Origin of the sequence: Polaribacter sp. Asnod6-C07 (assembly GCF_045063625.1) — a bacterium.
Lineage (GTDB): Bacteria > Bacteroidota > Bacteroidia > Flavobacteriales > Flavobacteriaceae > Polaribacter > Polaribacter vadi_A.
The window spans coordinates 3,604,816-3,629,070 of record NZ_JBEFOF010000005.1 but is presented as its reverse complement, the minus strand read 5'-3'; the positions used below and the strand labels follow the sequence as shown (position 1 = coordinate 3,629,070).

Annotated in this window: 30 protein-coding genes; all 30 read right to left on the bottom strand. The window is 27.5% G+C overall.

All coding sequences use genetic code 11. The features are described from left to right. Window positions 1-160: 160 nt before the first annotated feature. The gene (locus ACJJVK_RS15860) at window positions 161-964 is read right to left on the bottom strand and encodes a phospholipase D-like domain-containing protein (RefSeq protein WP_405567769.1); all 804 of its coding nucleotides are present in this window, start codon (window positions 962-964) and stop codon (window positions 161-163) included. 146 nt (window positions 965-1,110) lie between these two features. Then, window positions 1,111-1,782 (bottom strand): hypothetical protein, encoded by a 672-nt coding sequence (locus ACJJVK_RS15855; protein ID WP_405567766.1) that lies wholly within the window; start codon window positions 1,780-1,782, stop codon window positions 1,111-1,113. Window positions 1,783-1,863: 81 nt separating this feature from the next. Further along, on the bottom strand, window positions 1,864-2,892 hold the full coding sequence (locus ACJJVK_RS15850; RefSeq protein ID WP_405567764.1) for an ATP-dependent nuclease: 1,029 nt from the start codon (window positions 2,890-2,892) through the stop codon (window positions 1,864-1,866). Between the two features lie 165 nt (window positions 2,893-3,057). Further along, a complete protein-coding gene (locus ACJJVK_RS15845; RefSeq protein WP_405567761.1) occupies window positions 3,058-4,032 on the bottom strand; it encodes a hypothetical protein in 975 nt (324 codons plus the stop codon). 157 nt (window positions 4,033-4,189) lie between these two features. Next, the gene (locus ACJJVK_RS15840) at window positions 4,190-5,086 is read right to left on the bottom strand and encodes a hypothetical protein (RefSeq protein WP_405567759.1); all 897 of its coding nucleotides are present in this window, start codon (window positions 5,084-5,086) and stop codon (window positions 4,190-4,192) included. 163 nt (window positions 5,087-5,249) lie between these two features. Continuing rightward, entirely contained in the window at window positions 5,250-5,846 is a 597-nt protein-coding gene (locus tag ACJJVK_RS15835) for a hypothetical protein (protein WP_405567726.1), read from the bottom strand. A gap of 146 nt (window positions 5,847-5,992) precedes the next feature. Beyond that, on the bottom strand, window positions 5,993-6,661 hold the full coding sequence (locus ACJJVK_RS15830; protein ID WP_405567756.1) for a hypothetical protein: 669 nt from the start codon (window positions 6,659-6,661) through the stop codon (window positions 5,993-5,995). A 129-nt stretch (window positions 6,662-6,790) separates the two neighbouring features. Next, window positions 6,791-7,444: a hypothetical protein gene (locus tag ACJJVK_RS15825; RefSeq protein ID WP_405567753.1), complete on the bottom strand. Its 654-nt coding sequence runs from the start codon at window positions 7,442-7,444 to the stop codon at window positions 6,791-6,793. Between the two features lie 135 nt (window positions 7,445-7,579). Further along, complete coding sequence (locus ACJJVK_RS15820) at window positions 7,580-8,050, bottom strand: hypothetical protein (RefSeq protein WP_405567752.1); 471 nt, start codon at window positions 8,048-8,050, stop codon at window positions 7,580-7,582. Window positions 8,051-8,324: 274 nt separating this feature from the next. Further along, the gene (locus ACJJVK_RS15815; protein WP_405567749.1) at window positions 8,325-8,897 is read right to left on the bottom strand and encodes a WG repeat-containing protein; all 573 of its coding nucleotides are present in this window, start codon (window positions 8,895-8,897) and stop codon (window positions 8,325-8,327) included. A gap of 168 nt (window positions 8,898-9,065) precedes the next feature. After that, window positions 9,066-9,674 carry a hypothetical protein gene (locus tag ACJJVK_RS15810; RefSeq protein WP_405567747.1) on the bottom strand — a complete coding sequence of 203 codons (609 nt, stop codon included), beginning with the start codon at window positions 9,672-9,674 and terminating at the stop codon, window positions 9,066-9,068. A gap of 143 nt (window positions 9,675-9,817) precedes the next feature. After that, window positions 9,818-10,492, bottom strand: a complete 675-nt coding sequence (locus tag ACJJVK_RS15805) for a hypothetical protein (protein ID WP_405567745.1) — start codon at window positions 10,490-10,492, stop codon at window positions 9,818-9,820. Between the two features lie 169 nt (window positions 10,493-10,661). After that, window positions 10,662-11,114 (bottom strand): hypothetical protein, encoded by a 453-nt coding sequence (locus ACJJVK_RS15800; RefSeq protein ID WP_405567743.1) that lies wholly within the window; start codon window positions 11,112-11,114, stop codon window positions 10,662-10,664. A gap of 148 nt (window positions 11,115-11,262) precedes the next feature. Continuing rightward, complete coding sequence (locus ACJJVK_RS15795; RefSeq protein WP_215993829.1) at window positions 11,263-12,015, bottom strand: hypothetical protein; 753 nt, start codon at window positions 12,013-12,015, stop codon at window positions 11,263-11,265. Next, window positions 12,002-12,703: a hypothetical protein gene (locus ACJJVK_RS15790; protein ID WP_215993830.1), complete on the bottom strand. Its 702-nt coding sequence runs from the start codon at window positions 12,701-12,703 to the stop codon at window positions 12,002-12,004. Before ACJJVK_RS15790 ends, ACJJVK_RS15795 begins: the two co-directional genes overlap by 14 nt. 161 nt (window positions 12,704-12,864) lie before the next feature. Continuing rightward, window positions 12,865-13,833 carry a hypothetical protein gene (locus ACJJVK_RS15785; RefSeq protein WP_405567741.1) on the bottom strand — a complete coding sequence of 323 codons (969 nt, stop codon included), beginning with the start codon at window positions 13,831-13,833 and terminating at the stop codon, window positions 12,865-12,867. A gap of 141 nt (window positions 13,834-13,974) precedes the next feature. Further along, window positions 13,975-14,523: a hypothetical protein gene (locus ACJJVK_RS15780; RefSeq protein WP_405567738.1), complete on the bottom strand. Its 549-nt coding sequence runs from the start codon at window positions 14,521-14,523 to the stop codon at window positions 13,975-13,977. A gap of 138 nt (window positions 14,524-14,661) precedes the next feature. Beyond that, complete coding sequence (locus ACJJVK_RS15775) at window positions 14,662-15,381, bottom strand: TlpA family protein disulfide reductase (RefSeq protein WP_405567736.1); 720 nt, start codon at window positions 15,379-15,381, stop codon at window positions 14,662-14,664. 164 nt (window positions 15,382-15,545) lie between these two features. Then, on the bottom strand, window positions 15,546-15,764 hold the full coding sequence (locus tag ACJJVK_RS15770) for a hypothetical protein (protein ID WP_405567733.1): 219 nt from the start codon (window positions 15,762-15,764) through the stop codon (window positions 15,546-15,548). A 448-nt stretch (window positions 15,765-16,212) separates the two neighbouring features. Next, on the bottom strand, window positions 16,213-16,857 hold the full coding sequence (locus ACJJVK_RS15765; RefSeq protein ID WP_405567730.1) for a hypothetical protein: 645 nt from the start codon (window positions 16,855-16,857) through the stop codon (window positions 16,213-16,215). Window positions 16,858-16,999: 142 nt separating this feature from the next. Next, entirely contained in the window at window positions 17,000-17,683 is a 684-nt protein-coding gene (locus tag ACJJVK_RS15760) for a hypothetical protein (RefSeq protein ID WP_405567728.1), read from the bottom strand. A gap of 163 nt (window positions 17,684-17,846) precedes the next feature. Next, window positions 17,847-18,443 carry a hypothetical protein gene (locus ACJJVK_RS15755; RefSeq protein WP_405567726.1) on the bottom strand — a complete coding sequence of 199 codons (597 nt, stop codon included), beginning with the start codon at window positions 18,441-18,443 and terminating at the stop codon, window positions 17,847-17,849. Between the two features lie 144 nt (window positions 18,444-18,587). After that, window positions 18,588-19,340, bottom strand: coding sequence for a hypothetical protein (locus tag ACJJVK_RS15750; RefSeq protein ID WP_405567723.1), 753 nt, complete (start codon window positions 19,338-19,340; stop codon window positions 18,588-18,590). A 106-nt stretch (window positions 19,341-19,446) separates the two neighbouring features. Beyond that, window positions 19,447-20,079 carry a hypothetical protein gene (locus tag ACJJVK_RS15745; RefSeq protein ID WP_405567721.1) on the bottom strand — a complete coding sequence of 211 codons (633 nt, stop codon included), beginning with the start codon at window positions 20,077-20,079 and terminating at the stop codon, window positions 19,447-19,449. Between the two features lie 5 nt (window positions 20,080-20,084). Then, entirely contained in the window at window positions 20,085-20,453 is a 369-nt protein-coding gene (locus ACJJVK_RS15740; protein WP_405567719.1) for a hypothetical protein, read from the bottom strand. 152 nt (window positions 20,454-20,605) lie between these two features. Further along, window positions 20,606-21,244: a hypothetical protein gene (locus ACJJVK_RS15735; protein WP_405567716.1), complete on the bottom strand. Its 639-nt coding sequence runs from the start codon at window positions 21,242-21,244 to the stop codon at window positions 20,606-20,608. A 151-nt stretch (window positions 21,245-21,395) separates the two neighbouring features. Continuing rightward, window positions 21,396-22,217: a hypothetical protein gene (locus ACJJVK_RS15730; RefSeq protein ID WP_405567169.1), complete on the bottom strand. Its 822-nt coding sequence runs from the start codon at window positions 22,215-22,217 to the stop codon at window positions 21,396-21,398. 152 nt (window positions 22,218-22,369) lie between these two features. After that, window positions 22,370-22,756: a hypothetical protein gene (locus ACJJVK_RS15725; protein ID WP_405567713.1), complete on the bottom strand. Its 387-nt coding sequence runs from the start codon at window positions 22,754-22,756 to the stop codon at window positions 22,370-22,372. A 442-nt stretch (window positions 22,757-23,198) separates the two neighbouring features. Then, window positions 23,199-23,783, bottom strand: coding sequence for an isoprenylcysteine carboxylmethyltransferase family protein (locus ACJJVK_RS15720; protein WP_179340022.1), 585 nt, complete (start codon window positions 23,781-23,783; stop codon window positions 23,199-23,201). Window positions 23,784-23,836: 53 nt separating this feature from the next. Continuing rightward, a complete protein-coding gene (locus ACJJVK_RS15715; RefSeq protein WP_013994522.1) occupies window positions 23,837-24,253 on the bottom strand; it encodes a Fur family transcriptional regulator in 417 nt (138 codons plus the stop codon). Between the last annotated feature and the right edge of the window lie 2 nt (window positions 24,254-24,255).

The following is a 24,255-nucleotide window of genomic DNA, read 5'->3' as shown; positions in this document are numbered from 1 at the left end:
AACTTGGTTTTTAATTTTTGCTAACGTTGATGTATATGGTTTGTTGCGTGTTTTAAGCAACTAATTTAGTAAATAATTACGGACAAAGAAAGTCCGCGAGGACTTTCACAAGTAAGCAAGAAGCCAGCAATAAATTATATACTTTGTTAGCAGCTGCTTTTTATTTCCTTTCTAATTTTTTCAATCTTTTCTCCGCTTTTTCTAAAATTTCTTTACTAAATAATATTCTATATTTTTCTTGAAGTATTATACTTTCAAAACTGATGTCTAACCTTTTTATTTCCCACAATTTTATAAATCCAGATTGTAATTTTTCGGTACCTAAATTTATTAACCTTGAAGCTCCTCCAATTGCTCCATAATTGTGTATGTATGAAATAATGTTGGTTGAATTTATTTTTGCTCCTAAATCATTTGCTTCTTTTATGGTTTCCATAAATCGCTCCTCTAATTCATTTTCAAGTTTTATAAATTCGCTTTCTTTCGTGTCGGCTAATAATTCAGATTTACTTGACAGTATTAATTGGTCATAATTAGTTACAATTTCTTTTAAGTTCTTAAATCTAATATTGAATTGTTTCAAGAGTATATTCTCTTCACTTTGTATAATAAATTCGTGATTATAATATTCAGCAGAATTTGTCCAGTTATAAGAACCAGCAATAAGTGATTTTTCATCAAAAACCGCAAATTTATCGTGCAGGAATTTCCCACTTCTTGTTTGCATTATAAAAACTTTTCCACCAACTTCTATAAACTTATCAAATGATAATCTCTTATTTTCAATATTGTCACTTATGATTATTTCCACTTGACAACCATTTTCAACTTTGTCAATTAATTGTCCTAATAAATCTTTACTTGTGAACCAAGCTACAGAAATTTTAATCGAGTTTTTTGATTTCTCAATTTGTTCTTGAATCTTCTTTTTGATTCCTGTAAATGTTGCTGTAGTTGTCGTCATTAAGTTGCTGCTAACGTTGTTGTATATGGTTTGTTGCGTGGTTTAGCACGTAATTTAGTAAATAAAAACCGAATAGAAAATCCGCGAGGATTTTCGTAAGTAGGCTAGAACTAGCAATAAATTATATACGGTGTTGTACACCGTTTTTATTTTCCGATTTTAATTAAATATTTTTTAACTTCAGGATATTTTATATCATATTCTTGAATTTTCCTTGATAGTTTTTTGTTTCCTTGTAATTCGTATGATACGGCAATTCCTTTTTTTACTTGTTCGCTATTAAAATCAATTTGATGTCCATTATCTGGATTTCTGTCATTTTTAATAGAATCAAAGTTATATAAGATTCCTTTGTTTTTATGTGAGTTTGCTTTTAACCTATTATTTACGTCTCTCCAAAGTACTTTATTAAAATCTCTTTTTTGCAAAATGTTATTTGACAGCTCCACTAATATTTCAGGATATATAAAATCTTCTACTTCATAGTTTGATTTTACGAAATCTTTTGAAATATCATCGTGAGTTGGAATTTCTCCAAAGCAATTAGGTATAAATTCACAAGTAACTTCTAGGTTTTGATATTTGTTCTGTGCATTTTTCTTAAATATTTTCTTGTATTCAACTCTACCAGCATTATCATTATCAAAAATCAATCTAATCCTAGGTTTGTTAGGTTTTTCTTTATAAAATGAATCATAAAATTCTAAGTACTTTTCGTATTTAGTAACACCGTGTGTCGGTATTATATTAGCTGTGTTAATAGAAAAGAATTTAGAAGTTTCTTCAATAAATTTTTTGTCTGCATCACCTTCAACCATAATATTATAATCGCTTAGTAGTTCAAATTCGTCTAATTCGATTCCTAAATATTCACGAATTTTCTGGTTTCCAGTTGATTTTTAAATATCTATTAAACAGGTGTTTAGTGGGTGAAATTCTTTTTTGCTTCTTTGATAAAATACTTTTTCTCCAATTTCTAAATCTAGTAAGAATGTATTTCTAAGATTGTAACTATCAATGAAAACAGGTGAATGGCTTGTTAAAATTATTTGTGATTTTGGACATAAGTTTTCTAGATGAAGTTTTAACTTTTTTTGTAAACCTTGATGTAAATAGATATCTGGTTCGTCTATAAGAATTATTGGTTGTTTGTTTTTAATTTTACTTAAAATGCGACTGTGCATCAAAATAAATCCAAGTCTTTGCAATCCTGAGCCTTTAGCTTCAATGTTTCTGTTAGACTTATCATTGAAATAGAATTCAACATCGTTTGATATTAAATCTCTAAATTTTTTAACATCTGATACGAATTCAAATCCTACTTCCCAGTTTTCATTAAACTCTTTAAAAGTTGGGTTGATTTCTGTTGCTAAATTATTTAAGACTTCTACCAATCCATTAGTGTAGTTATCAAATGATTTTTTTAATTCAGATTTCAAACCACTAAATCGTGCTTTTGAATATTCTAAATCATAAATTTCTTCAATTAGATTATTAATTAATTCAGGAAAAGAAATATTGATAGAAGGTAAAAAGAAAAATGATATTTTATTTTCAAATGTGGCAATGAAATTTTCGTCTAAATCTTGTTTATTTGATTTTGAAATAATTTTTATTCCTTTCACTTCTGATATTCCTTCTAGATTGAATTTTTTGGTTATTCTGTATATAACATTTTCTTTTTCAAAATCTAATGTAATTTCAGGAAAAACATTTCCGCCTCTTGAACCATAAAATTTATGATTTGGACAATCTTTGCTTGCTTCGTAATCTTTTGGATTGAAAAACAAGTTAATTGCTCTTAAAACATTTGTTTTTCCTGCGTTGTTTGCACCACAAATAGTTGTAATATGTTCTAATGAATCTAAATTCAGTTTTAAATTAATTATTGAAAGATATCTTTTAATTTGTATAGACTTAATTTTCATTTATTATCAATGTTTCTTAAATGGTGTACAACGTGTTTGTATATGGTTTGTTGCGTGGTTTAAACACCTAATTTAGCAAATAAAAACCGAATAGAAAATCCGCGAGGATTTTCGTAAGTAGGCTAGTACTAGCAATAAATTATATACGGTGTTATCTATAGTTTTTTAGTTCCGATAATCCTCTGTTATATTCAAATACTTATATTCTTTTTCTCCAATTATTATCAAAGTGTCGCCTTTTAATTTATAACTCAAATCCAGTTTTATTGGCAAAGAATTATTCTTTTTGTTGTAAAAATCCCTAATTTTTTTTCTAACAATTTTCATCTTTTCCTTCTCAACCTCTGTTTTTTCTAGACTGTCTTTAATAAAATAATAAGCACGATCTGAATAGTGTTGTACATCAAAACTTAACGTCTTATTTTGATTATTTAATTTTAAGTCGCCGTAATAAAAATTATCTAAAGTGTCCCGTACTTTTAGACCATTATCGTAATCTATATATAACTTATCTATTCTGTTATTTGAATTTCTAGGTGTTATTTCCCATACTCCAAAAAGTTCATTTTTAACTAGAAATACTTTTTTAATTTCCGCTATTTTATTGTACGTATAGAATATGATAATAGGAATAACTAGAAGTTTTAACCAATAAATATTTTTAACTTTTGTTGGAATTACATCTGGAATTAATTCTACTTTTAAATCCGATTTCAAGAAATAATTCCTAAAAGCTTTCCAGTCAGAGAGTAGAAGAAAAAGACCCATTATTGTCAATCGAATTGACATTGACTTGGCGCCATCAATTTCGTAAAAGTAGTTTACCAGTAAAATATTCACCATAAAACTTAGAAAAAGAACAGTTCCAATCCGCTCTGTTTTCCTGAAAAAGAGTAGTAATGCAGAAGCTATTTGAGTAAGTGCTATTATTAAACCATAAGTTCTTGAAAATCCATAATAATACCAAGTAAGCATAAACCCATTTAAACTGTTCAGACTTTCATCAATAGTTGATGAAAGCCCTAAATCAAATTGAGACTTTAGGATTTTTGCAAATGCATAAGAAAACATTTGATAAGCTATATAGTATCTGCAAAATAGCCTGAGTAGATATAAAATGTTCGGTTTTGAAAATTTCAATTAGATTGCTTTTAAATTATAGATAACGTGTTTGTATATGATTTGTTGCGTGGTTAAGCAACTAATTTAGCAAATAAAAACTGAATAGAAAATCCGCGAGAATTTTCGTAAGTAAGCTAGAACTAGCAATAAATTATATACGGTGTTACAAACAGTTTTATTCATATTCAAATTCATAAATTGCATTTGGAAAAAAATTCACATTTGAACTTGATTTACTATAATTAATTATTTTTTTAATTACTCCAGACTCAACAATATTTTCAATTAAACCTTCTGAAATCCCAATTCCTTCAATCGATTTTACAATAAATGGTGATAAGTTATTAAAAGATCTAGGTGCACTATTAGGATAATTTGCCATAATATGATTTGATTTACCAAAAGTAGAAATAAAAGTTTTACTTATCGGATTTTCAATATTTAAATAATCATAATTATAAACAGTTCCACCGTTTATACACTGAATTAGATTGTTTTCCTCATCATAAGAATAATTAAATACACCTTGTGAATACCCTTTACCTTCTGGATTTGATTCAATAATATTTTCTTGTTCGTCGAATGTTAGGTTTATAATTGCATAAAAGTCAACAATTTCATAATTATTTCCACCATCAATACTGCTAAACCAAGTCCTTTTTACTTTATCTCCATTATATTCAAAAGTTATTTTTTTTAAAGTATTTGGATTACTAATGTGTTTTGATATTACTTCTTCAAGCCTATTATTTAAATAAAAATATTTTGTTTCATATTTATCATTTACGAAAGAATTTGATTCTATAGTTTTATCTAATTTTCCATTCTCATAAAAAAATAATTGTTCACTCCAATTAGTAACTGAACCATTTTCATCATAAAGTTCAACTGTATATTTAGTTATTTTATTATTTGAGATTGTATATTCAGCTTTACTTGCTACCTTATTATTCTCTAACCTTTTCCAATTCCATTTACTTAAATTTTCAATGGATAAGTTTATTTCATCCTCTGAAGAACAGGATATTAATATTAGTAAAATCAAGAATATTCCTATTTTCTTATTTTTCATAACTATCTTTTTTTAATTGTTTGTAACGGTTTTGTGTATGGTTAGTTGCGTGGTTAAGCAACTAAGTTAGTAAACATTTACGAACCCGTGAATATTCCGCAGGAATATTCGCAAGTAGGCAAGAACAAAGCAATTAATTATACACGGTGTTGTAAAACGTTTTTTATTCCAAATATTCAACATCAGAACGTACTTTTTTCCGCCATTTCATTCCGTATTTATTGTCCATAAGTTCAAAAATTCGCTTATTATATTCTTTTAAACATTCGGCAATAGGTGGTTCGCAACCAAAGTCTAAATATTTAATTTTAAATTTTTTCTCAAAACGCTTGTCGGAAGGTGAGTTTGCAATTGGTGCTATTGAACCAACAAGCAATAAATTAGCCGTTCCATTTTTCCAGTCAGATTCTGCATGTTCAGCATTATATTCACAATCCGCTTTTAATTCAAACGTCACTTTATTCATTCCGCTTTTTGTTTCGACGTCAAACTTTTGTATTCCGTAACCGAATCCAGATATTTCTATTATATACTTTTTGTTAGGTTCAAGATATTCAATTCGGAAATAACCTAAACTGTCAGCCATAATTAATGGTTGTTTAGTAATCAATTCTTGAACATAAATATCCGAAATTGGCCTTTCGCCAGAAACTCCGCTAATCACTTTTCCTAATATTTCAGTTTGTCCGTATGTGATTCCGCAAACCAATATTAAAATCAGTTTGATGATGTTTTTCTGTATGTTCAGATTTTTTTTCAAATGTTTTACAACGTGTTTGTGTAATAAAAGTTGCGATTTTTGTGAACGGCTATTTTCCGCAGGAAAATAGGAGTAAGTAAAAAAGCAACAACTTTGATTAAGCTAAAATTAAGCAATTTTTTTTACACGGTGTTGGCAACTGTTTTTTATTTCAATTCAGCTTTTGATATTTTTTCAAGGGATTCTAAATATAACCAAAAAGGTCCTCCTAATCCAGATAAATCATTCAAATTTGGATTTGATTTGTAATGATGTAGAGCACTTTGAAAATGACTTAATTGTAAATTATCCAATTCTTTCAATATATCAGGAGTCAAATAATTTATATAGTTATAAAGTTGAGATGAATGAAATTTATCTGATTGAAAAAAGTACTCAAAATATTCATACCAATTTGATGCTTGATAACTTGGATTTCCAAAAATTTCAGGAGGAATTGAGGATAATTTAATTTTGTGACATAAATTCATAATATCTCCAGCTAGAAGTTTTTCATTTTTGTACTGTTTATTGTTCAATTTAAATAATTCACTTTTTATCATATGAGCTTCAATTCCAAAAACTTTAAGTCTTTTATTTAATGAGGGAAATAATATTTTAGACATTCTTTTTCTCTCTAAATACACAACTATATAATAGAATATACAAGATGCAATTACAGAACTTAGTAGTCCAAAAGTTAATTCAGCAATTTCTCGTGCTTTTGGAAAAATCTCATCTAAATCTATTAGTACAAGTTTATATAAAAAAATCCATATTAAAGATGTTAAACAAATTATTATGATTCGGGTATTTATATTAATTTTCGATAACATATTTCAATTCTAATAGTTGCCAACGTTGTTGTACAAGGTTAGTTGCGTGGTTTAAGCACTAAATTTACTAAACAATTACTGACAAAGAAAATCCACGAGGATTTTCGTAAGTAAGCTAAAAGCAAGCAATTAATTTTGTACGGTGTTGGCAGTAGGTTTTAATTTTTCAAATTTTTTATATTCTTGTAATTCTATGTTTTTAAGGAATTCGTTTTCAAATTCCAAAATTGATTTTTCCTTATTTTTCAGATGTGCTAATACACTTATTAAAGGCAAATCTTTATAAATGTAATTCAAATAATTAATTTTTTTTCCTTCACGATTTAAAACATAGTTTGTGTTTAAAGATATATTTACTCTTTTTGCTAAATTCTTATTTTCAATCAATTTCAATATTTCAGTTCTATATTTTTCCAGTTTAGAAATGAATTCTGTTCCCTTTTTACTATATTTTTCTCCAATAAAAAATAATTCGTTTGAATATTTCTTTTTTGAAAGTTCTCCTTCATAACTCCAATCCTCTTTTATTTTTGAGTTATTAGTTAATTCAGAATAGGTTTGATTCAAATATTTTAAATATTCAGTTGTCAAGTTATTGAATAATTTTGCTGATTTATTATTGATTATTTTGTCTTTTTTAAGGTTTTCAGAAATTTCAACTTTAAGTATTTCACTAGAGAAAACAAAATCTTCATTTAAAAATCCATACATAACATTAGATTCATTTTCCTGTTTGCAAGAATAAATAATTACTAATAAAATTAGGATTAAAATTTTCTTCATAAGTGTTCGTTTTAACTTACTGCCAACGTGTTTGTGTATGAAAAGTTGCGTTTTTGTAAGCGAGGATTTTCCGTAGGAAAATCAGACGTAACAAAAGAGCAACGACCATTATTTAAGCACTAATTTAGCATTTTTTTATACACGATGTTGTAACACGTTTTTTATTTCTTTTTTCAATTCTTTATTTTCCGTTTTTAGGAATATCATTATTACTCTTGGTAAAGGTGTTGGATTACTACAATATAATCCTCGTTTCCAATAAGGCATTTTTATTAAGTCAATTGATGTAATATTAGTTGAATCCATTTTCGAAATCAATTCAGCAACATTTTTTTCGTTTGTCAGATATAAACTTAATCGCTTTCTTTTCGGGTAACTTAAAATAAATTTAGCTTTATAGTCACAATATAAATCTGGGTCATTATTTTCCTTATAAATTGAATCTGATTTAATTTTAATTTTGATGAGATTGATTTTTTCAGTTATAGAAATTGTTTTGTCATATTTTTCTATCCACTTTTCATTTGCAATTCGTAAGTCACATTTGGTTTTATTTTCTTGCCCAAAAGAAAAAGCACAGATTAAAAAGGAAAGTAAGAATTTCATATTCAGAATGTTTAATTTATTCTCAAACTTATTATATAAAGATTTAATTATAAACTAATAATTAGTTAACAGGACAGTTTTCGGTTTAAAGCATTCTTTTCGGTTAGTTTGCAGGATTTTGTCAAATGTGTTACAACGTTGTTGTATAAGGTTAGTTGCGTGTTTCAAGCAACTAATTTACTAGATTAATCACGAACGGCGAAATTCCGAAGGAATTTCCCAAGTGAGCTAAAACTAGCAATTAATTTTATACGGTGTTGTGGTGTCGTTTTTTTTATTCAATTCGTTTTCCTGTTTTATCTATTTCAAACCAACTTTCACTTTCAGAACGTAAATGTTCATCCAAGTCATAATACAAATAACAATCGTAAGTTACTGTTGCAATTCCATTCTCAAAACTTGAAGCACATTCAAATTGAGGTTTAATTATTATTTCTCCTTTTTCATTCGCAAAACCAATTTTTCCGTTTTTTTTAATTCTGAATAAACCTTCAGAAATATAATCAGGTCCATTGTCATACATATAAACTTCAAAAATTCTTTCCCCTTTCCGATTTATTCCAATTAAATCATAAGTTTCTTTTTCAAGTACAATTCCAAATGTTGTAATAGTATCTTTAAATGTAAAATGTATTTTTTCGGAAGAAATTATAGTGTCTCCTTTCCGATTCACAAAAGCAAATTCATCCCCCACTTCATAAAATTCATTTTTTGAAACTCTAAATAATGTATCTTTAGAATTTAGTTCAGTTAATTCCGAATATTCATTTTCATATGTTTTGGGTTTAAATCTTTTCGAACAAGAAAAAAGTGATAAAATCAAAACTATATATGTTATTTTCTTCATTTTTTGGGTTCGAGTGAGAAATGCACCACAACGTTGTTGTATAAGGTTTGTTGCGTTGGTTTAGCGTAAAGTTAGCAAATAAATACTGAATAGAAAATCCGAGAGGATTTTCGAAAGTAAGCGATTTACCAGCAATAAATTTTATACGGTGTTGTGTTTTAGTGCTTTTTAGCATAATAATTGAATTCGAACTAATAAATTTTCAGAATTTCTCCATTTAATCCAACCAGTTTTTTGTTCAGTATTTTTAGTTGGATAAGGTTCACAATTTTCCGCAAACGAAATTTCAAGCCAATATTCTCCATTTTTTTCAATTACATCTAAAACTTTCAAAGTTTCGTATTCACAATTATTCATAATAATATTTTCGTCTGTTCCATTTAGATTTTTCCTAATTAGGTTTTGTTTGTTAATTCGTTCAACTGAAGCAGACATTAAAATTGTTTCCCAAGTTTTAAAAATATACTTTCCATTATTTGGGATAAACCCAATTTCTGAATCGTTAATGAGTATTTTAAAATATCTCTTGTTTTTTTCAAGACATATAAAATGATAAAGTCCGTAGTCAGGTTTGTAAAAAAAAGGAAATATTTCGTCAGTCTGAATTTTGTCAGTTAATTCACTATTCGTGAAGATATTATTCGGATGTGACATATTTTCATACAAATAAGGATTTTCAGCAATTGCAAATCCGATTCCTAATTTTTTTGGTTGTTTATTTTGTCCATAAGCCACGGAAATTGATAAACTAAAAAATAATATTATCCAAATTTTCATATTATTCTGAATGTTCGTTTTGCATTAAACACAACGTTGTTGTGTAAGGTTTGTTGCGTAAATTTAGCTAAAAATAACTAATAAAAACAGACTTTTACGCTTGCGAGGTTTTTCGCCAGAAAAACCTTAAAAAGTAATAAATTTTACACGGTGTTAGCTGTAGTTTTTTCAATTTTATAATCAGGATATTTCAGTTCTATTAATTTTTCAAAATCTCCTCCTTTTAATCTAGTTTTATTTCTTTCAGCTAATTTTTTTAGGAATAAATCAATTTGTTCAATATTATTTATTCTCTTAAACCAAACAATAATTTTTCTTTCAATAAATTCAATAATTTTTAAGAATTCGATTTCATTTAAACCATAAACATTTATGCTGTTATTATAAATCAGTTCAGATGTTCGGTTATATTCGTCAATTCTTTCAATTTTTTCTCCAAAAGCATTTAAAATAATTTTCTTTCCTTTTTCTGAAGTTTCTAAACGTTCATAAAATATATCAATGAAAGATAAAATATGTCCTTTGGATTTAATTCCTTCAGATTTCAATTTGTTTAATAATTCAAGGGAATAAATTTGCGGTAATATTTCAAGATTTACAAAGTTTCCAGGAGTATTACTTCCACTTGACCAAAAAGCTATATCTATTTTTAAATCTTTATTTTTAAAAGTAATTTTAGGTCTCGACCGAGAATATTTCCAACCTTTTTCTGTGAAATATTTTCCAATTTCATCACAAACAGCTTGAAAAATTTCTTTACAAGGAGTTGATTCCGAATAATTTTTCAAGACACTTTCTTCTTCAAATTTCCAATTCATTTTCGGTTTTTTTGGTAATTACAGCTAACGTTTACGTATAAGAATAGTTGCGGTTTTGTGTGCGAGGATTTTCCGCAGGAAAATCAGACGTAACAAAACTGCAACGACCTTTGGTTAAGCACTAATCTAGCAATTATTTTTATACATTGTTGCCATTAGTTTTTTTATTTCAGTCATCGTAATAATCTCCGTCTTTCCAATCTTTTTCCCCAAGATAATCTCCACAAAAATTATAACGATTAATAGGTTTAACTTTTTCCACATTTTTGCCGTGCCTAAAAATCCAGATTTCATTATCGACTATTTTCATCCGACTAAATTTTCTTGTATCACAGGCGTCCATTGAGCAAATAAAAACTGATTTTTTATCAAAAACCTTATTTCCATTTTGGTCAATAATTCGGTCAATCACAATTACTTTTTTATGTCTTAAAGGCCAAAATAAAAACTTGCGTTTCTTTTCAATTCGTTCCGTTTTCAGAGTCACGTTTTCAATTCCGCAATCTTTATTTATAGTCGAAATTCCGCTTTGTATTTCAGTCGTTTCTATTCCGCTATTCAGATTAATGATTAGGAAAATCAAACTTATAGAAATCGAAAATATTGAATTAATGACGTTCATTTTAAATTAATGGCAACGTTGTTGTGTAAGGAAAGTTGCGTGGTTTAAGCAATAAAGTTAGTAAATAAAACACGAACCAAGAAAATCCGAGAGGATTTTCGTAAGTAGGCTTTTACTAGCAATTTTTTTTACACGGTGTTGTAGGTAGTTATTCTTCCTTTTTCTTTAATTCTATTAATTCAATTAACTTATTCAAAGATGATTTAATTTCATTTGATTCACTCTTTTTTAGCATCAATTCCGCTTTATTTTTCATTCCGCTATAATTTGCTTTCGGATGAAGTTCAATAAGTTTAGAGAAATATTTATTAATTCCACTCGCAAGTTTAGATTTTCCTTTTTCTGAAAATGCTTTTTCATTGTTTATCTCATCTAAATAAATAATATAATTACTTATCAAAGTTTGAATATTTGAATTAATAGTATTTATAACTTTTGAAGAATTTGGATCGTCTGCGCTTTCAATTATTTCGTCATTTCCTAACTTAAAATATTCAAGTTGTAAACCTAAACCATATTGCCAAACAGCTAACATTTCTATATCATAAAGATATTTATCTTTTCGGTCTGTTGCTTGATAAATTTGATGCATATCTTTCCAATGATTAAAGAATTCTGTTGCAACTTTATTTCGATGTTTTAAACCTAATTCTTTATCATTTAATACGACTTTAAAATTTTGTTCATCTGTGAGTTTCTGAACAATTATTCTTTGTTCTTGATTGTCAAAAGTTGGTTTTTTTTCATCATTTTCGTAACCATATCTTAATTCAAGAATTACTTTGTCATAGTCGTTAGTGTCCCAATACCTTTTATCTATTGGAAATTGGTGTTTTTCTGTTTTACAATTCGTTAATGTTAAGCAAATAAGTGCTAAGAAGAGATATTTAATTTTTGTCATTAATAGTAATTTTTGGTTTTTCATATACACTAAGCAAAGTTAATAAACTATCCACTTTTCTCTCGTATTTTTTTTGCTCACTTAAAACATAGCTATGAAAAGTATTATAATCATATTCTTTTTGAAATGCTCTTTCCTTTGTTTTAACTTTTCTTATTATTTCTTTGATTTTGTTTTTATTGAAAATCTTTAAATTAGATATTTCTTTTTTTGCTTCTCGAACAAACAATTCTGTGATTTTGATGTGATACTTCTCGTGAGTCAATAGTTCTTTACTATTTGTGTTTTTGTTGTAAACAAAAGAGCGTGAAGGATAAAAAAATGATTGAACTGTAACAGAATTTTCATTAATTTCACATTCTATTGAAGTAACAACATAGGCAAACCTTTTATTTCCGTAAAGTGACTTTTTAAAAAACTCTAAGCCACGAAAATTTTGAAAAGTGATTTTGTCGAACTTTTCAAAAGTCATTGGTCTTTCATAATTTAAGAAATTTGTATGACTTAAAATTCCAAATATAATTGAAATGAAAATTAGAGTTAAAAAACTGTATTGAGTAAACTTTAGTGATTTTTTTAATATTTTTTTATTTTCAATTTTCCTTTCTTTTAATAATAAAAACCATTGATAAATTACAGGTGAAAATATTAGTAAAACAAAAAATGTAATTATCAAATTATCATTCATTCTCAGAGCTTCGTTTTAATTACCTACAACGGTCTTGTATATGGAAAGTTGCGTTTTTATCAGCGAGGATTTTCCGAAGGAAAATCGGAAGTTGGTAAAAAAGCAACCACCATTATTTAAGCACTAATCTAGCAATTTTTTATATACGGTGTTAGCAGTTGTTATTTTTGTACTCTAAACTTTTTGTCAAATCCAGAATTTCCGTCAATTTTTATAATGTCCTTATTAATAAGTTGATATATAATTATTTTTTTAAAATTTTCAAAAACTGAATAAACATTTAACCCAATAGTTTTTCTAAACGCTTTTGTGAACTTATTCTTGGATTCAAAATGTTCTTTTATAAAACTATAAACTGTACTTTCATTAAAATTGGTTGTTCTATAAGTATAGTTTGCATCATAATCATTTCGAGTTGAAGGATGCTCTTTTATATATTCAAATATTTGAGTATTAAATTCAGTTGATTTAACTTTTTCAGTCCAATTTTGAATGATTTTTTGTTTAATATAACTTGTGAAAAAGATTCCAGTAATTATTAATAAAATAGATAAAGTTATTAGGTTTATTATTTTCGGTGTTACTGAAGGTAAATATTTCATATAAATTCCAACAGCTTCTTCGGTCTGTGTTAAAACGTGTATCAAAACTCCAATAATTGCTGCGATACCCAAGGCGATAAGCTTGTACGTTTTGGGTTTAAAAACATCCTTTAGTTTTTCTGTTTCTTCTGCAATCTTTTTATCGTTTAAAGCCTCAATTATCTGTTTGGTCTTCTGTTTGTCGATTTCCAATAAATCAATACTTGATTTTAAGTCAGTAACTTCTTTTTTTAGTTCGTCATTTTCAAACTTCAAACTTATGTACTCAAATTGGATTTCATTATCATTAATTTGTAGAGCAAGACTAGTCGTTTCTTCTTTTATAAACTTCCCAAATTTTTCGTATAAATCATTGGCTGATTTTATCTTCTTATCATATTCCTCTTTAACATCATCGTCAGTTGTTCTGTCAGGATGAACAGCCTTTCTTTTTTTATCTAACAGTTTAAATAATTCAAGGTCGGAAAAATTGCTTTCATCTCTAATATCGAGTAATTCTAAAATTTCCTTTTTTATAGTTTCTTTCATTGATTATAGTGATGTTTTTAATAACTGCTAACGTTGATGTATAAGATTAGTTGCGTGTTTTAAGCACTAAAGTTAGCAAATAAATCACAGATAGAAAGTCCGCTAGGACTTTCGTAAACTGGCTAAAAGCAGCAATTAATTTTATACGGTGTTACCTGCAGGTTTTTTTTCTAATTCTTTCATTTTTCGTTTATATTCTCTTTTTTTATTTCGTTCAATTTTTCTTTTTTCACGTTTGCTTAGTTTCCTCCAAAATAACCATTCAACATATTTTTTCTTAAATTTCTCAATTCCTAAATCTTTAATTGAAGGAAGATAGTATTCAATTAAATTTGGATTGCCTTCGCAAAACTCCAAAAGACAATTTTGTATTCCAGTTAATTGAAAGTATGGCATATTTTCAATTCTGTCAGCCACAATAATTGCTAATTCTCCTTTCGTCAAATTCCGTTTTTGACATTCCGATTTAATTTTAGTCAAAGATGAGTTAGTAAAAAAATCGGAAAGAGTTTTCAATGAGTTTTCTCCAAAGGCAATAATTTTTTTCGCCTGTTTAGTTTTTGTAATTTCTTTAGAATTTTCCGTTTCCGAAATTCCGTTTAACAATAAATCAATTTCTGATTTCGTTTGTGAGAAACCAAAATTTAGATTTAAAATCGAAATTATTATTATCAGACGTATTTTTTTCATACTTGCAGGTAACGTGTTTGTATATGGTTTGTTGCGTGGTTTAAGCACCCAATTTAGTAAATAATTACTGACAAATAAAATCCGAGAGGATTTTCGCAAGTAGGCTAAAAGCCAGCAATAAATTATATATGGTGTTGGCTACAGTAATTTTTTAATTATTTCCTCAAAATACTCAATTGAAATATTTACATCCATATCCTTGTGGCTTGGAAGTGGACCTTCTATGTTTCTTATATATCCTTCTTTATCTATAAAAATAGTTTCAGGATAAGGATATGAACCAATTTCTTTTATGTATTCCTTCACATTTGCAATATGAGTAAATTCAAATTTTCTCTTTTTTAAGAAATCTAAAATGTCATCTTTTGTCTCAAAAGTCAACGAAACAAAGTCAACTTTTTCAGAGTATTTTTCTTTTAGTTTATTTAATGCAGGCATTTCAGCAATACAGCCAGGACAATTAATAAACCAAAGATTAATCAATGTTGGCTTCTCTTTCTTTCCACCAATAATTATTTTTTCTCCATTAATTGAAGTAAAAAATTGTTGAGGGATTTTCATTCCTATTTTTTTATAATCTTTAGAACGTATTATATACTTATCTCCAATTCTCAAGTCATACTTAAAATTCTGAATAATAGAATCTGAAGATTTTTCTAATTTATAAAACGACCAAATTATGTGAGGTTTTTCATTTGAGTTCGTGTTTTTTGAATTTAAGGAGTTTCCGAACTCTAAAAATTCAGCTTTATCTAAAATTTCTCCTGTGTATAGATTTTTATAAAAATTTGGTTCAGGTCTTTCATTATTACAACTAATTGCAAGTAGCAAAGTTAATATTAGTAAAAATTGTTTCATTTTAAGGTTTCTGGTTTATTGTTGCCAACGTGTTTATATATGGTTTGTTGCGTGGTTTAAGCAACTAATTTAGTAAATAATTACAGACAAAGAAAATCCGCGAGGATTTTCGTAAGTAAGCAAAAAGCCAGCAATAAATTATATATGGTGTTGGGCAATCGTTTTTATATTTTCCTTTTTAATTTTTTGAAGCAAAAATCAGATTCAAATATTGGACAAATTGATTTGATTAATTCTTTCGCTTCTTTTTTATTCATTATTGGAATGTAAACTTGATTCAATTCATTAATATCGTTTGAGAAATTCAGATTTATAATTAGTTTAGCTTTATTCCATTCAAATTTTTCATTAGATTCTATACTTTCAAAGTTGTTATTTTCCATTTCCACGTAAAATTTTTTCAACAAGTTCTTATATTCAAGAATTTCAAGAATTTTTCAGTTTTTTATTTCATTCGTTTTAATGTCTCCACATTGTTCCTCTGTTAAATCTTCAACTATCCATTCAGTTGTGAAAATTCCAATAGAGAATTCAACATTTGGGATTATTAAATTCGTGCACAAAACCTTGGATGATTTTTTTATTTCAGCGAGAGTTTTTTCATAAGTTATTTCATTTTGTGAGAATGAATATGAAATTATAAAAAATAATAAAATACTTATCGTTTTTCTCATTTTTGGTAATGTTGCCCAACGTTGTTGTGTTAAGGAAAGTTGCGTTTAAAGTGAACGGCTATTTTCCGCAGGAAAATAGGAGTTTACAAAAATGCAACAAACTTTGGTTAAGCTAAAAATAAGCAATTTTTTTTACACGGTGTTAGCACCAGTTTTTTTATTTTCCTTCGTTAAATTCAATAAATTTTTCAATTCCTTTCTTATTCGGTTTATTTATAATTTTATTCAAAAATTTAATTTCCTTCGAGCTCAAATTAATAGTTTTTTCCAATTTTACAATGAATTTCATAAATCCAAATTCGTACACTATTTTTTCAGGTAAAACTCCAGTTTCATTTATAAATTCGTTAAAACAATGTTCTCCAAGTTTATTAAGGTTCAAACTTTCAAGTTTCATTTTTTCAGGATTATAGTAAAAGTTATAATTTCCTGACTTAGTTTTATAGGTAATTGTATTTTTAGATTCGGATTTCTTAGATTTTATTTCAGGTTTATTATAATCTCCGTCTTTTTCAGAAATTATTCCAGTTCTGTCAAATAATATTAATTCGTTCTTTTCATTATTAAATATATTTGACTGAATAAAATTATTCGATTTTTCAATATATCTTAAAGCCCCTTTTTCTGTATAATACACTTTAAAAGATTTTGAAAATTTAAATTCAGGTTTATCTTTTATTTTTTCAGCTATTGCTTTATTTGTAATTTCAGCTTTGAAAGAATATTCAATTCCAACATTGTTTTCTTGACTAAATATTCCTAAAGTTATAAATATTAATATCAGTAATAATTTTCCTTTCATTTCGGATTTTTTATTGGTGCTAACGGTTTTGTGTATGGTTAGTTGCGTGGTTAAGCAACTAAGTTAGCAAATAAAAACTGAATAGAAAATCCGCGAGGATTTTCGTAAGTAGGCTAGGACTAGCAATAAAATATATACGGTGTTAGCAACTGGCATTTTCTTCTATCCATTCTTCAGCTAATTTTTCCACGTAATTTTTAAATGTTTTTATATTGTCATATTTATAAAATGTATATTCTGGTTGTCCGTTTATTGGTGTGATATTATCAAAGCAATGGTCAGACGCAAATAAAACTATATCATTATTTTGAGGATTGTAAAAAGTCATATTTCCATTTGCCTCTTCCACAAAACAAATCAGATTTGAGTGGTCTATAGGTTTCATATTTTCTTCCTCGCAAGTTTCGTTATAATATTCATTCCAACTTCCAATTCCGAAACTACATTCAGTTCCGATAAACATAAAATTCTGATTATTTGTTAGAGCATCCTCTGGTTGATTAAACGATTCCTGTATTCCTCCAATATTTTCTAATAAAATTTTGTGTTCAGCACTTAATTTGTTTGATACATTTTCTAAATCCTCAATTTTATTTAACCACCCAAATATTTCGTCATCAATATCATTCCAAGCAAATAAAATGTGTGGAATATTATTTATTCGCAGAAAGGTTTTTCGTGAACACTCAATCAGTTTTGTCAGTTTTGGGAATATACTTTTAAAGTCATTCGTTAATTCAAGAGTTCTTTCTTCAATTTCAACCTTGTCATTTTCTTGGAAAAACCAACTTATATCTTCTGTAAATGCGGTTAAATCTTTGTTCATAGTTGGTTTTTTCTGCTTGTTGCTAACGGTTTTGTGTATGGTTAGTTGCGTGGTTAAGCAACTAAGTTAGTAAACATTTACGAACCCGTGAATATTCCGCAGGAATATTCGCAAGTAGGCAAGAACAAAGCAATTAATTATACACGGTGTTGTAAAACGTTTTTTATTCCAAATATTCAACATCAGAACGTACTTTTTTCCGCCATTTCATTCCGTATTTATTGTCCATAAGTTCAAAAATTCGCTTATTATATTCTTTTAAACATTCGGCAATAGGTGGTTCGCAACCAAAGTCTAAATATTTAATTTTAAATTTTTTCTCAAAACGCTTGTCGGAAGGTGAGTTTGCAATTGGTGCTATTGAACCAACAAGCAATAAATTAGCCGTTCCATTTTTCCAGTCAGATTCTGCATGTTCAGCATTATATTCACAATCCGCTTTTAATTCAAACGTCACTTTATTCATTCCGCTTTTTGTTTCGACGTCAAACTTTTGTATTCCGTAACCGAATCCAGATATTTCTATTATATACTTTTTGTTAGGTTCAAGATATTCAATTCGGAAATAACCTAAACTGTCAGCCATAATTAATGGTTGTTTAGTAATCAATTCTTGAACATAAATATCCGAAATTGGCCTTTCGCCAGAAACTCCGCTAATCACTTTTCCTAATATTTCAGTTTGTCCGTATGTGATTCCGCAAACCAATATTAAAATCAGTTTGATGATGTTTTTCTGTATGTTCAGATTTTTTTTCAAATGTTTTACAACGTGTTGGTATAAGCTTTGTTGCGTTTTTGTTATGCTAAAAGTAAGCAAAAAAATGAAACAACTTTGTGTCTGCGTATTTTTCCGAAGGAAAAATTTAGCAGCAATAAAGCTTATACAGTGTTGGGTAACGTATTATTCATTCCTTTTTATTAATTCTTTCACAATTTCACAATTATCAATTAAATAATTTGTCAAGTCTTCCATAAATACCAAAGAACCTTCTTCAAATGACAAGTCATATATTTTCATCATTTTCTCTACATTTTTGGAAGCCTCAGAAACAATCATATTTGATAGGTCTTTCTTGTTGAAATTTTCAAACTTATTTTTTGATAAAATTTCACAAGAGTTAATTCCAATATTTTCAATGAAGTCTCTTTTTTTCTTGTTTCTTTTTCTTTCCTTTTTACTCAATGATTTATTAATATCTAAAGAAAGTTCAATAATTAAATTTTCTTTAAGATGATTCAATTCTACCTCATTAGGTTTTGTTTTTTTGTAATATATTTCTAAAGCGCGACAAGTTTCAAACGCAGTAATTTTACTCAAATTATTTTTAATTCCAATAGTGGAGATGACTTTAGCAATTTCCTTAGGTTTTAATTTTTCTTCTAGATTAGAAACGATTAATATTCCTTCGCTAAATTCAAAAGTTTCTTTTGTATATAACTTTCGAGAGGAAATTATTTTATACCTGACTGTCTTCTGTAATTCAACTTCTGTTTCAATTTCATCAAATTCATTCACACAATTAAATTCAGTTTTATTCTGCGTAAAAATTCCTAATGAATAAGTCAAAAATAATATAGCTAGCAATTTTTTCATAAATTTCCCTTCATATGTTACCCAACGTTGTTGTGTATGGTTAGTTGCGTGGTTAAGCAACTAAATTAGTAAACTTTTACGAACCCGTGAAAATTCCGCAGGAATTTTCGCAAGTAATGAAGAACCAAGCAATTAATTATACACGGTGTTGTACGTAGGTTTTTTTTCAACCCTTGATTTCTCTTCTATATTCAGAAATTATTTTTAATAAATCATTACCGATTAAAAACATATTATGTGCAAAATCCACCTTTTTATAAATTTCTAAATTTTCAATTGCTCCAACAGATATTGAATAAGTTTCGTTTTCAAGGCTATTATTAAAAGAAAAATGTTCAGATGAAAAATGTATATGACCACTTAGTTTTTTGTAAAGAGCTTTGAATCCTGGGAAAATATTGTCGATTTTAGTGACAAGATAATTATCACTCATCTTTTTACCATCTCTATCTTTTAGATTTCTTACTTGTTCTCCACTTAGCACTTTTTCGTAGAACAAGGATGAATCTCCAGACAAACTCATTGCGTATAGTCTTAAACAATTATCTATTTGAAGTCTCATTAGAGAAATTGCAGTTAAATAATTATTTGCATTTGACAAAGTAACAAAACCTCTATTTAATGAAATTGCTCTATTAGCTATTGACATTATGTAATGATTTATTGTTGTTATACCATTTTCAATTTCATAAATCTTTTTAATTTCTAATATAAATAGTTTTTCTAATAAAAGTATATTTTTTAGTGTGTGGTCTAAATCATCCTCACTAACATCTTTATTTATACTTTGTTCATCCATTAGTTTTATTCCGTTAAATTATTTTCAATCAGATAATTCAATTCCGCTTGATATTTTTTTTCCCAATCTTTTCCGTTTCTTTCATTCAGATATTTTTCAATTTCAGCGTTATAAGAGTCAATTCCGCGTAATTGTGGTCCCGTTACAATACATCCAGTATTTGATTCGTGAAATCCATATTTTTCATTCAGAGAAATAACAGGAACTCCATAGTTGAAATTAGGTATTCCAATTTGAACAATTCTGGATTGGTCTTGCCAAGAATCAATTTTTGCTGTTAAGTAATTATATCGAGTTAGGAATCCGAGTTGCCAGAGTAATACTCCTAAGAATAAAACTCCAATTCCGATTTTTATTTTTTTTCTGCGTGTCATTGGTCAACTTACGTACAACGTTTCTCGTATAAGGAAAGTTGCGTTTTTTGTCAACGAGGAATTTCCGAAGGAAATTCAGAATTTACAAAAAAAGCAACTGACTTTGATTAAGCACTAAAGTAGCAATTTTTTTTATACAGTGTTACCTGTAGTTATTGAATAATATTAATGTCAATCATAAATATATTTGCTTTCTCAGAATTTTTTATTGACTTGTATATTGTTTTTTTAGTGTCGTCAAAATCATATTCTCCAATATAATCAAATCCACCTCCAGTAAAGTAGTATTTTACAATGCTTTTATAATTTTTGTTGTTTTTTTCAAAACTTCCATATTCAGGGAAATATTCATTAATTTTACTAACGTCATATTCCAAATAAAAGTTTTCATAAAAAGTATTAATTTCTTTTATTGAGATTCCAAGTTTTAATCCGCTTTCAGATTCCCAATTATTACTAAGAATTCTAATAGAATTTATAATATCTGTATTTTCAATTGGTTCTAGATACAAGATTTTTTCTCCATTTTTATAAACGTTATAAGTATTCATAAAAGTTTTTTTCAAAACGTAGTTTTTACTCAACAATGAAACTGTTTTACTTATGGAGTTTCCTAATTCAATAAATCCAATTCCTTTCGATGTAATTTTCCAGCTTTTTTCTGGTTGAAATTCTATAATCTTTTCAGAATCATTTTTTTGTATAACTTTATGATTATCAGTTTTATTCTTTTGACAAGCAAAAAGAATGAATATATTCAAAATAATAATAGGATAAACTTTTAGTCTCATTTTAATTACAGGTAACGTTGTTGTATATGGTTTGTTGCGTGTTTTAAGCAACTAAATTAGTAAATAATTACCGACAAAGAAAGTCCGCGAGGACTTTCGCAAGTAGACAAGAAGCCAGCAATAAATTATATACGGTGTTGTACATAGTGCTTTATTCAATTTTTATTAATTCGATTATTTCATTTCCTAAAATATTGTCATCTGTAACATATTTTTTTCCTTTATAAATTTCTTCTTTTGGAATAAAGTTAGTTAGAATAAGTTTGTTGTTGTCAAATTTCCAGTTGTAAGGTTTAAATTCATTTTCATTTGTTAAGAAAATTACATCGTAAGGATTAAAAGGATGAGATGTTCCGAAATAATTGACGATACGATAGTTTTCAAAGTCTTTAAAGTTCCGAACTTTTCTATTTTTACCAAAAATTATTGTATCTTTTTTATTGATGTATTTTCCAAATATTATTTTTTCATTAAAATAATCTGTAGTAGATTTCCATAAATCAATTTTATTTTCAGAATCTTTTTCTATTAAAAACTCCAAATTTTTCCTTTTCTCAAAAGTGTAAGATGTTGTGTCAACTAGATATTCGTTTGGTAAATGATTTAAAATTAATGTTTGGTCTTTTTTTTGTAAAATCCAATCTCCAGCAACACCAATTCCGCTTAATATTGCTAAAGTGTCCGACTTAAAATTTATTTTTTGACTGTCATTTATAATTGATCCATAATTATGTATTGAATCATTCGAAATTTCAATTATTAATGCAAACCAAGTTGGTGTTTTCATTCTATATTTTGAGATTGTTCTATTTTCAACAATACTGTCAAAATAACTTGTCATTATCCAAACGCCATTTAAGCTTTTATTTTTGAATTCCGTTTCAGTTTTTAAGTTCTGTTCATCTTTTTCCTTTTCAGTTTTGCACGAAAGATGGCTTAAAATCAATAAGAATATTAATATGTAATTCCTCATTTTTTGCATTATGTACAACGTTGATGTATATGGTTTGTTGCGTGTTTCAAGCAACTAATTTAGTAAATAATTACCGACCAAGAAAGTCCGCTAGGACTTTCGTAAGTAGGCTAGAACTAGCAATAAATTATATACGGTGTTAGGTGTAGTTTTTATTTTTCAAAATCGTATTTGTTGTTCTTATATTTCTGTTTAAAGTCCTTTCCATTTTCATAAAAAACTGGGTCAACATAAGAAATCACACCAGTTTCAGAATTCAGAAAGTCTTTCAGTTTTCGATAGTATTTTGATTCAGTTTCTTCTGTTCCGTCTAAAGTCAGACTAAATATAATTTTATTGTCTTCAGTTACATTAACACCAACCATTATATTGTCAGAATTATCCGATTTTTGGTTCCAATATAGAGTTTGAGTAATGTTCGGAATTTCTCCGTAATAAGAGATTAGTTCATTTTCAGATTTAAATTCATATTCATCATCATTTGGTTTTCCGTAATTTTCATAAATTTCCTCATAATTAGGAAGAAATTTATTTAACACGGAAATTATAATTTCCTTTGATTTTTTTTCAAAAAGGACTTGACAAATAATGTCTCTTATTATCTCTTTGCTCATTTTTTGGTAATTACACCTAACGGTCTAGTATATGAAACGTAGCGTGTAAAAAGACACTATCGTTTCGGATTTAACACGAGCCGAATTATTATTTTTTCTATTTATCTTTTAATTTCTAAATATACAAAAATAAAAATTTGGTGGACTTAATAAAGAAGTAAAAACCTCTTGGAAAGCCTGTAATAGCTATGTTTTATATACATTGTTGTGCATAGTGCTTTTCACGTTCAGCTTGGTTTTCCGATGTTTGTTATTTAGTTCAAATGTGAGCGTTGGCAAGACATACTCTTTTACAGTTTTGGTGAAGCTTGGATGATGCGACTGGAAATGTGTATGGCTTTAAGCGTTGGCAATTTTACGTTAATTATTAAATCCATCGTCTTACTTTTTTTGCGTATTCTTTATATTCATTTCCGAATTCACGTTTTAAAAATTCTTCTTCCAAACGTATTTGTGTATTTATGCTTAAAGTAGATAATGAAATTATTAGTAATGTAAATGCATTAGGAATTACAAGGAATAACCCAATATTCGTAATCATTATTCCTAAAAATATAGGATTTCTTGAAATTGAAAATATTCCTTTTGTTACCAATTTGGTTTTGTTGTTTTCATCAATTCCGATTCTCCAAGAATTTGCCATTTGGCTTTGAGAAAACCAAACAAAAATCAGCGATACTAACAAAAGTACCCATCCAATTTTCTGTAAAGTTTGATTTTCCAAATACCAAAAAGGAAGTAAATATTCATACCATTCTTCTTTGAAAGCATAGATTCCTACAACAATTAGCTCAAGAACTGTGATAAATTTAAAAACCTTACCATTATAGTCGTGTGCATTATCTGTTTTTTCAAATGTGAATGGATTTATTCCAGTTTTTTTCCAAAGTAATAAAGACCTTAAAACAAAGACCAATAAAAAATACAATATGAGATAAGCGAATAATAACATAATTTCTAATTTTATGTAAAAATGCTATAATAACCAATGCAATGGAAGTGCATTTATTGTCCGCTACATTTATCGCAAATGCCTTTTACAACCAAGTTTACGTTTTCTGAAACAAATCCATCAGGTACTTTTATTTGAGGGATTTTATGTTCTGTTAAACAAATGGTTTCGTTACAGTTATTACAATGAAAATGTAAATGCAAATCGGTTTCAATCTCACAATTACAACCTTTCTCACACAAAGCATATTTCGTAATTCCTGTGCCATCATCTATTTGATGCACAATTTCTTTTTCTTCAAATGTTTTAATAGTTCTGTATAATGTTGTCCTATCTGCTTTCTCAAAAGCATTTTCTATATCACTTAATGTAACTGCAACTTGTTTTTCGGCAAGGAACTTATATATTAATAAACGCATTGCAGTTACTCGAATATTTTTTGATTCTAAAAATTCTTCAATTGTTTTCATAA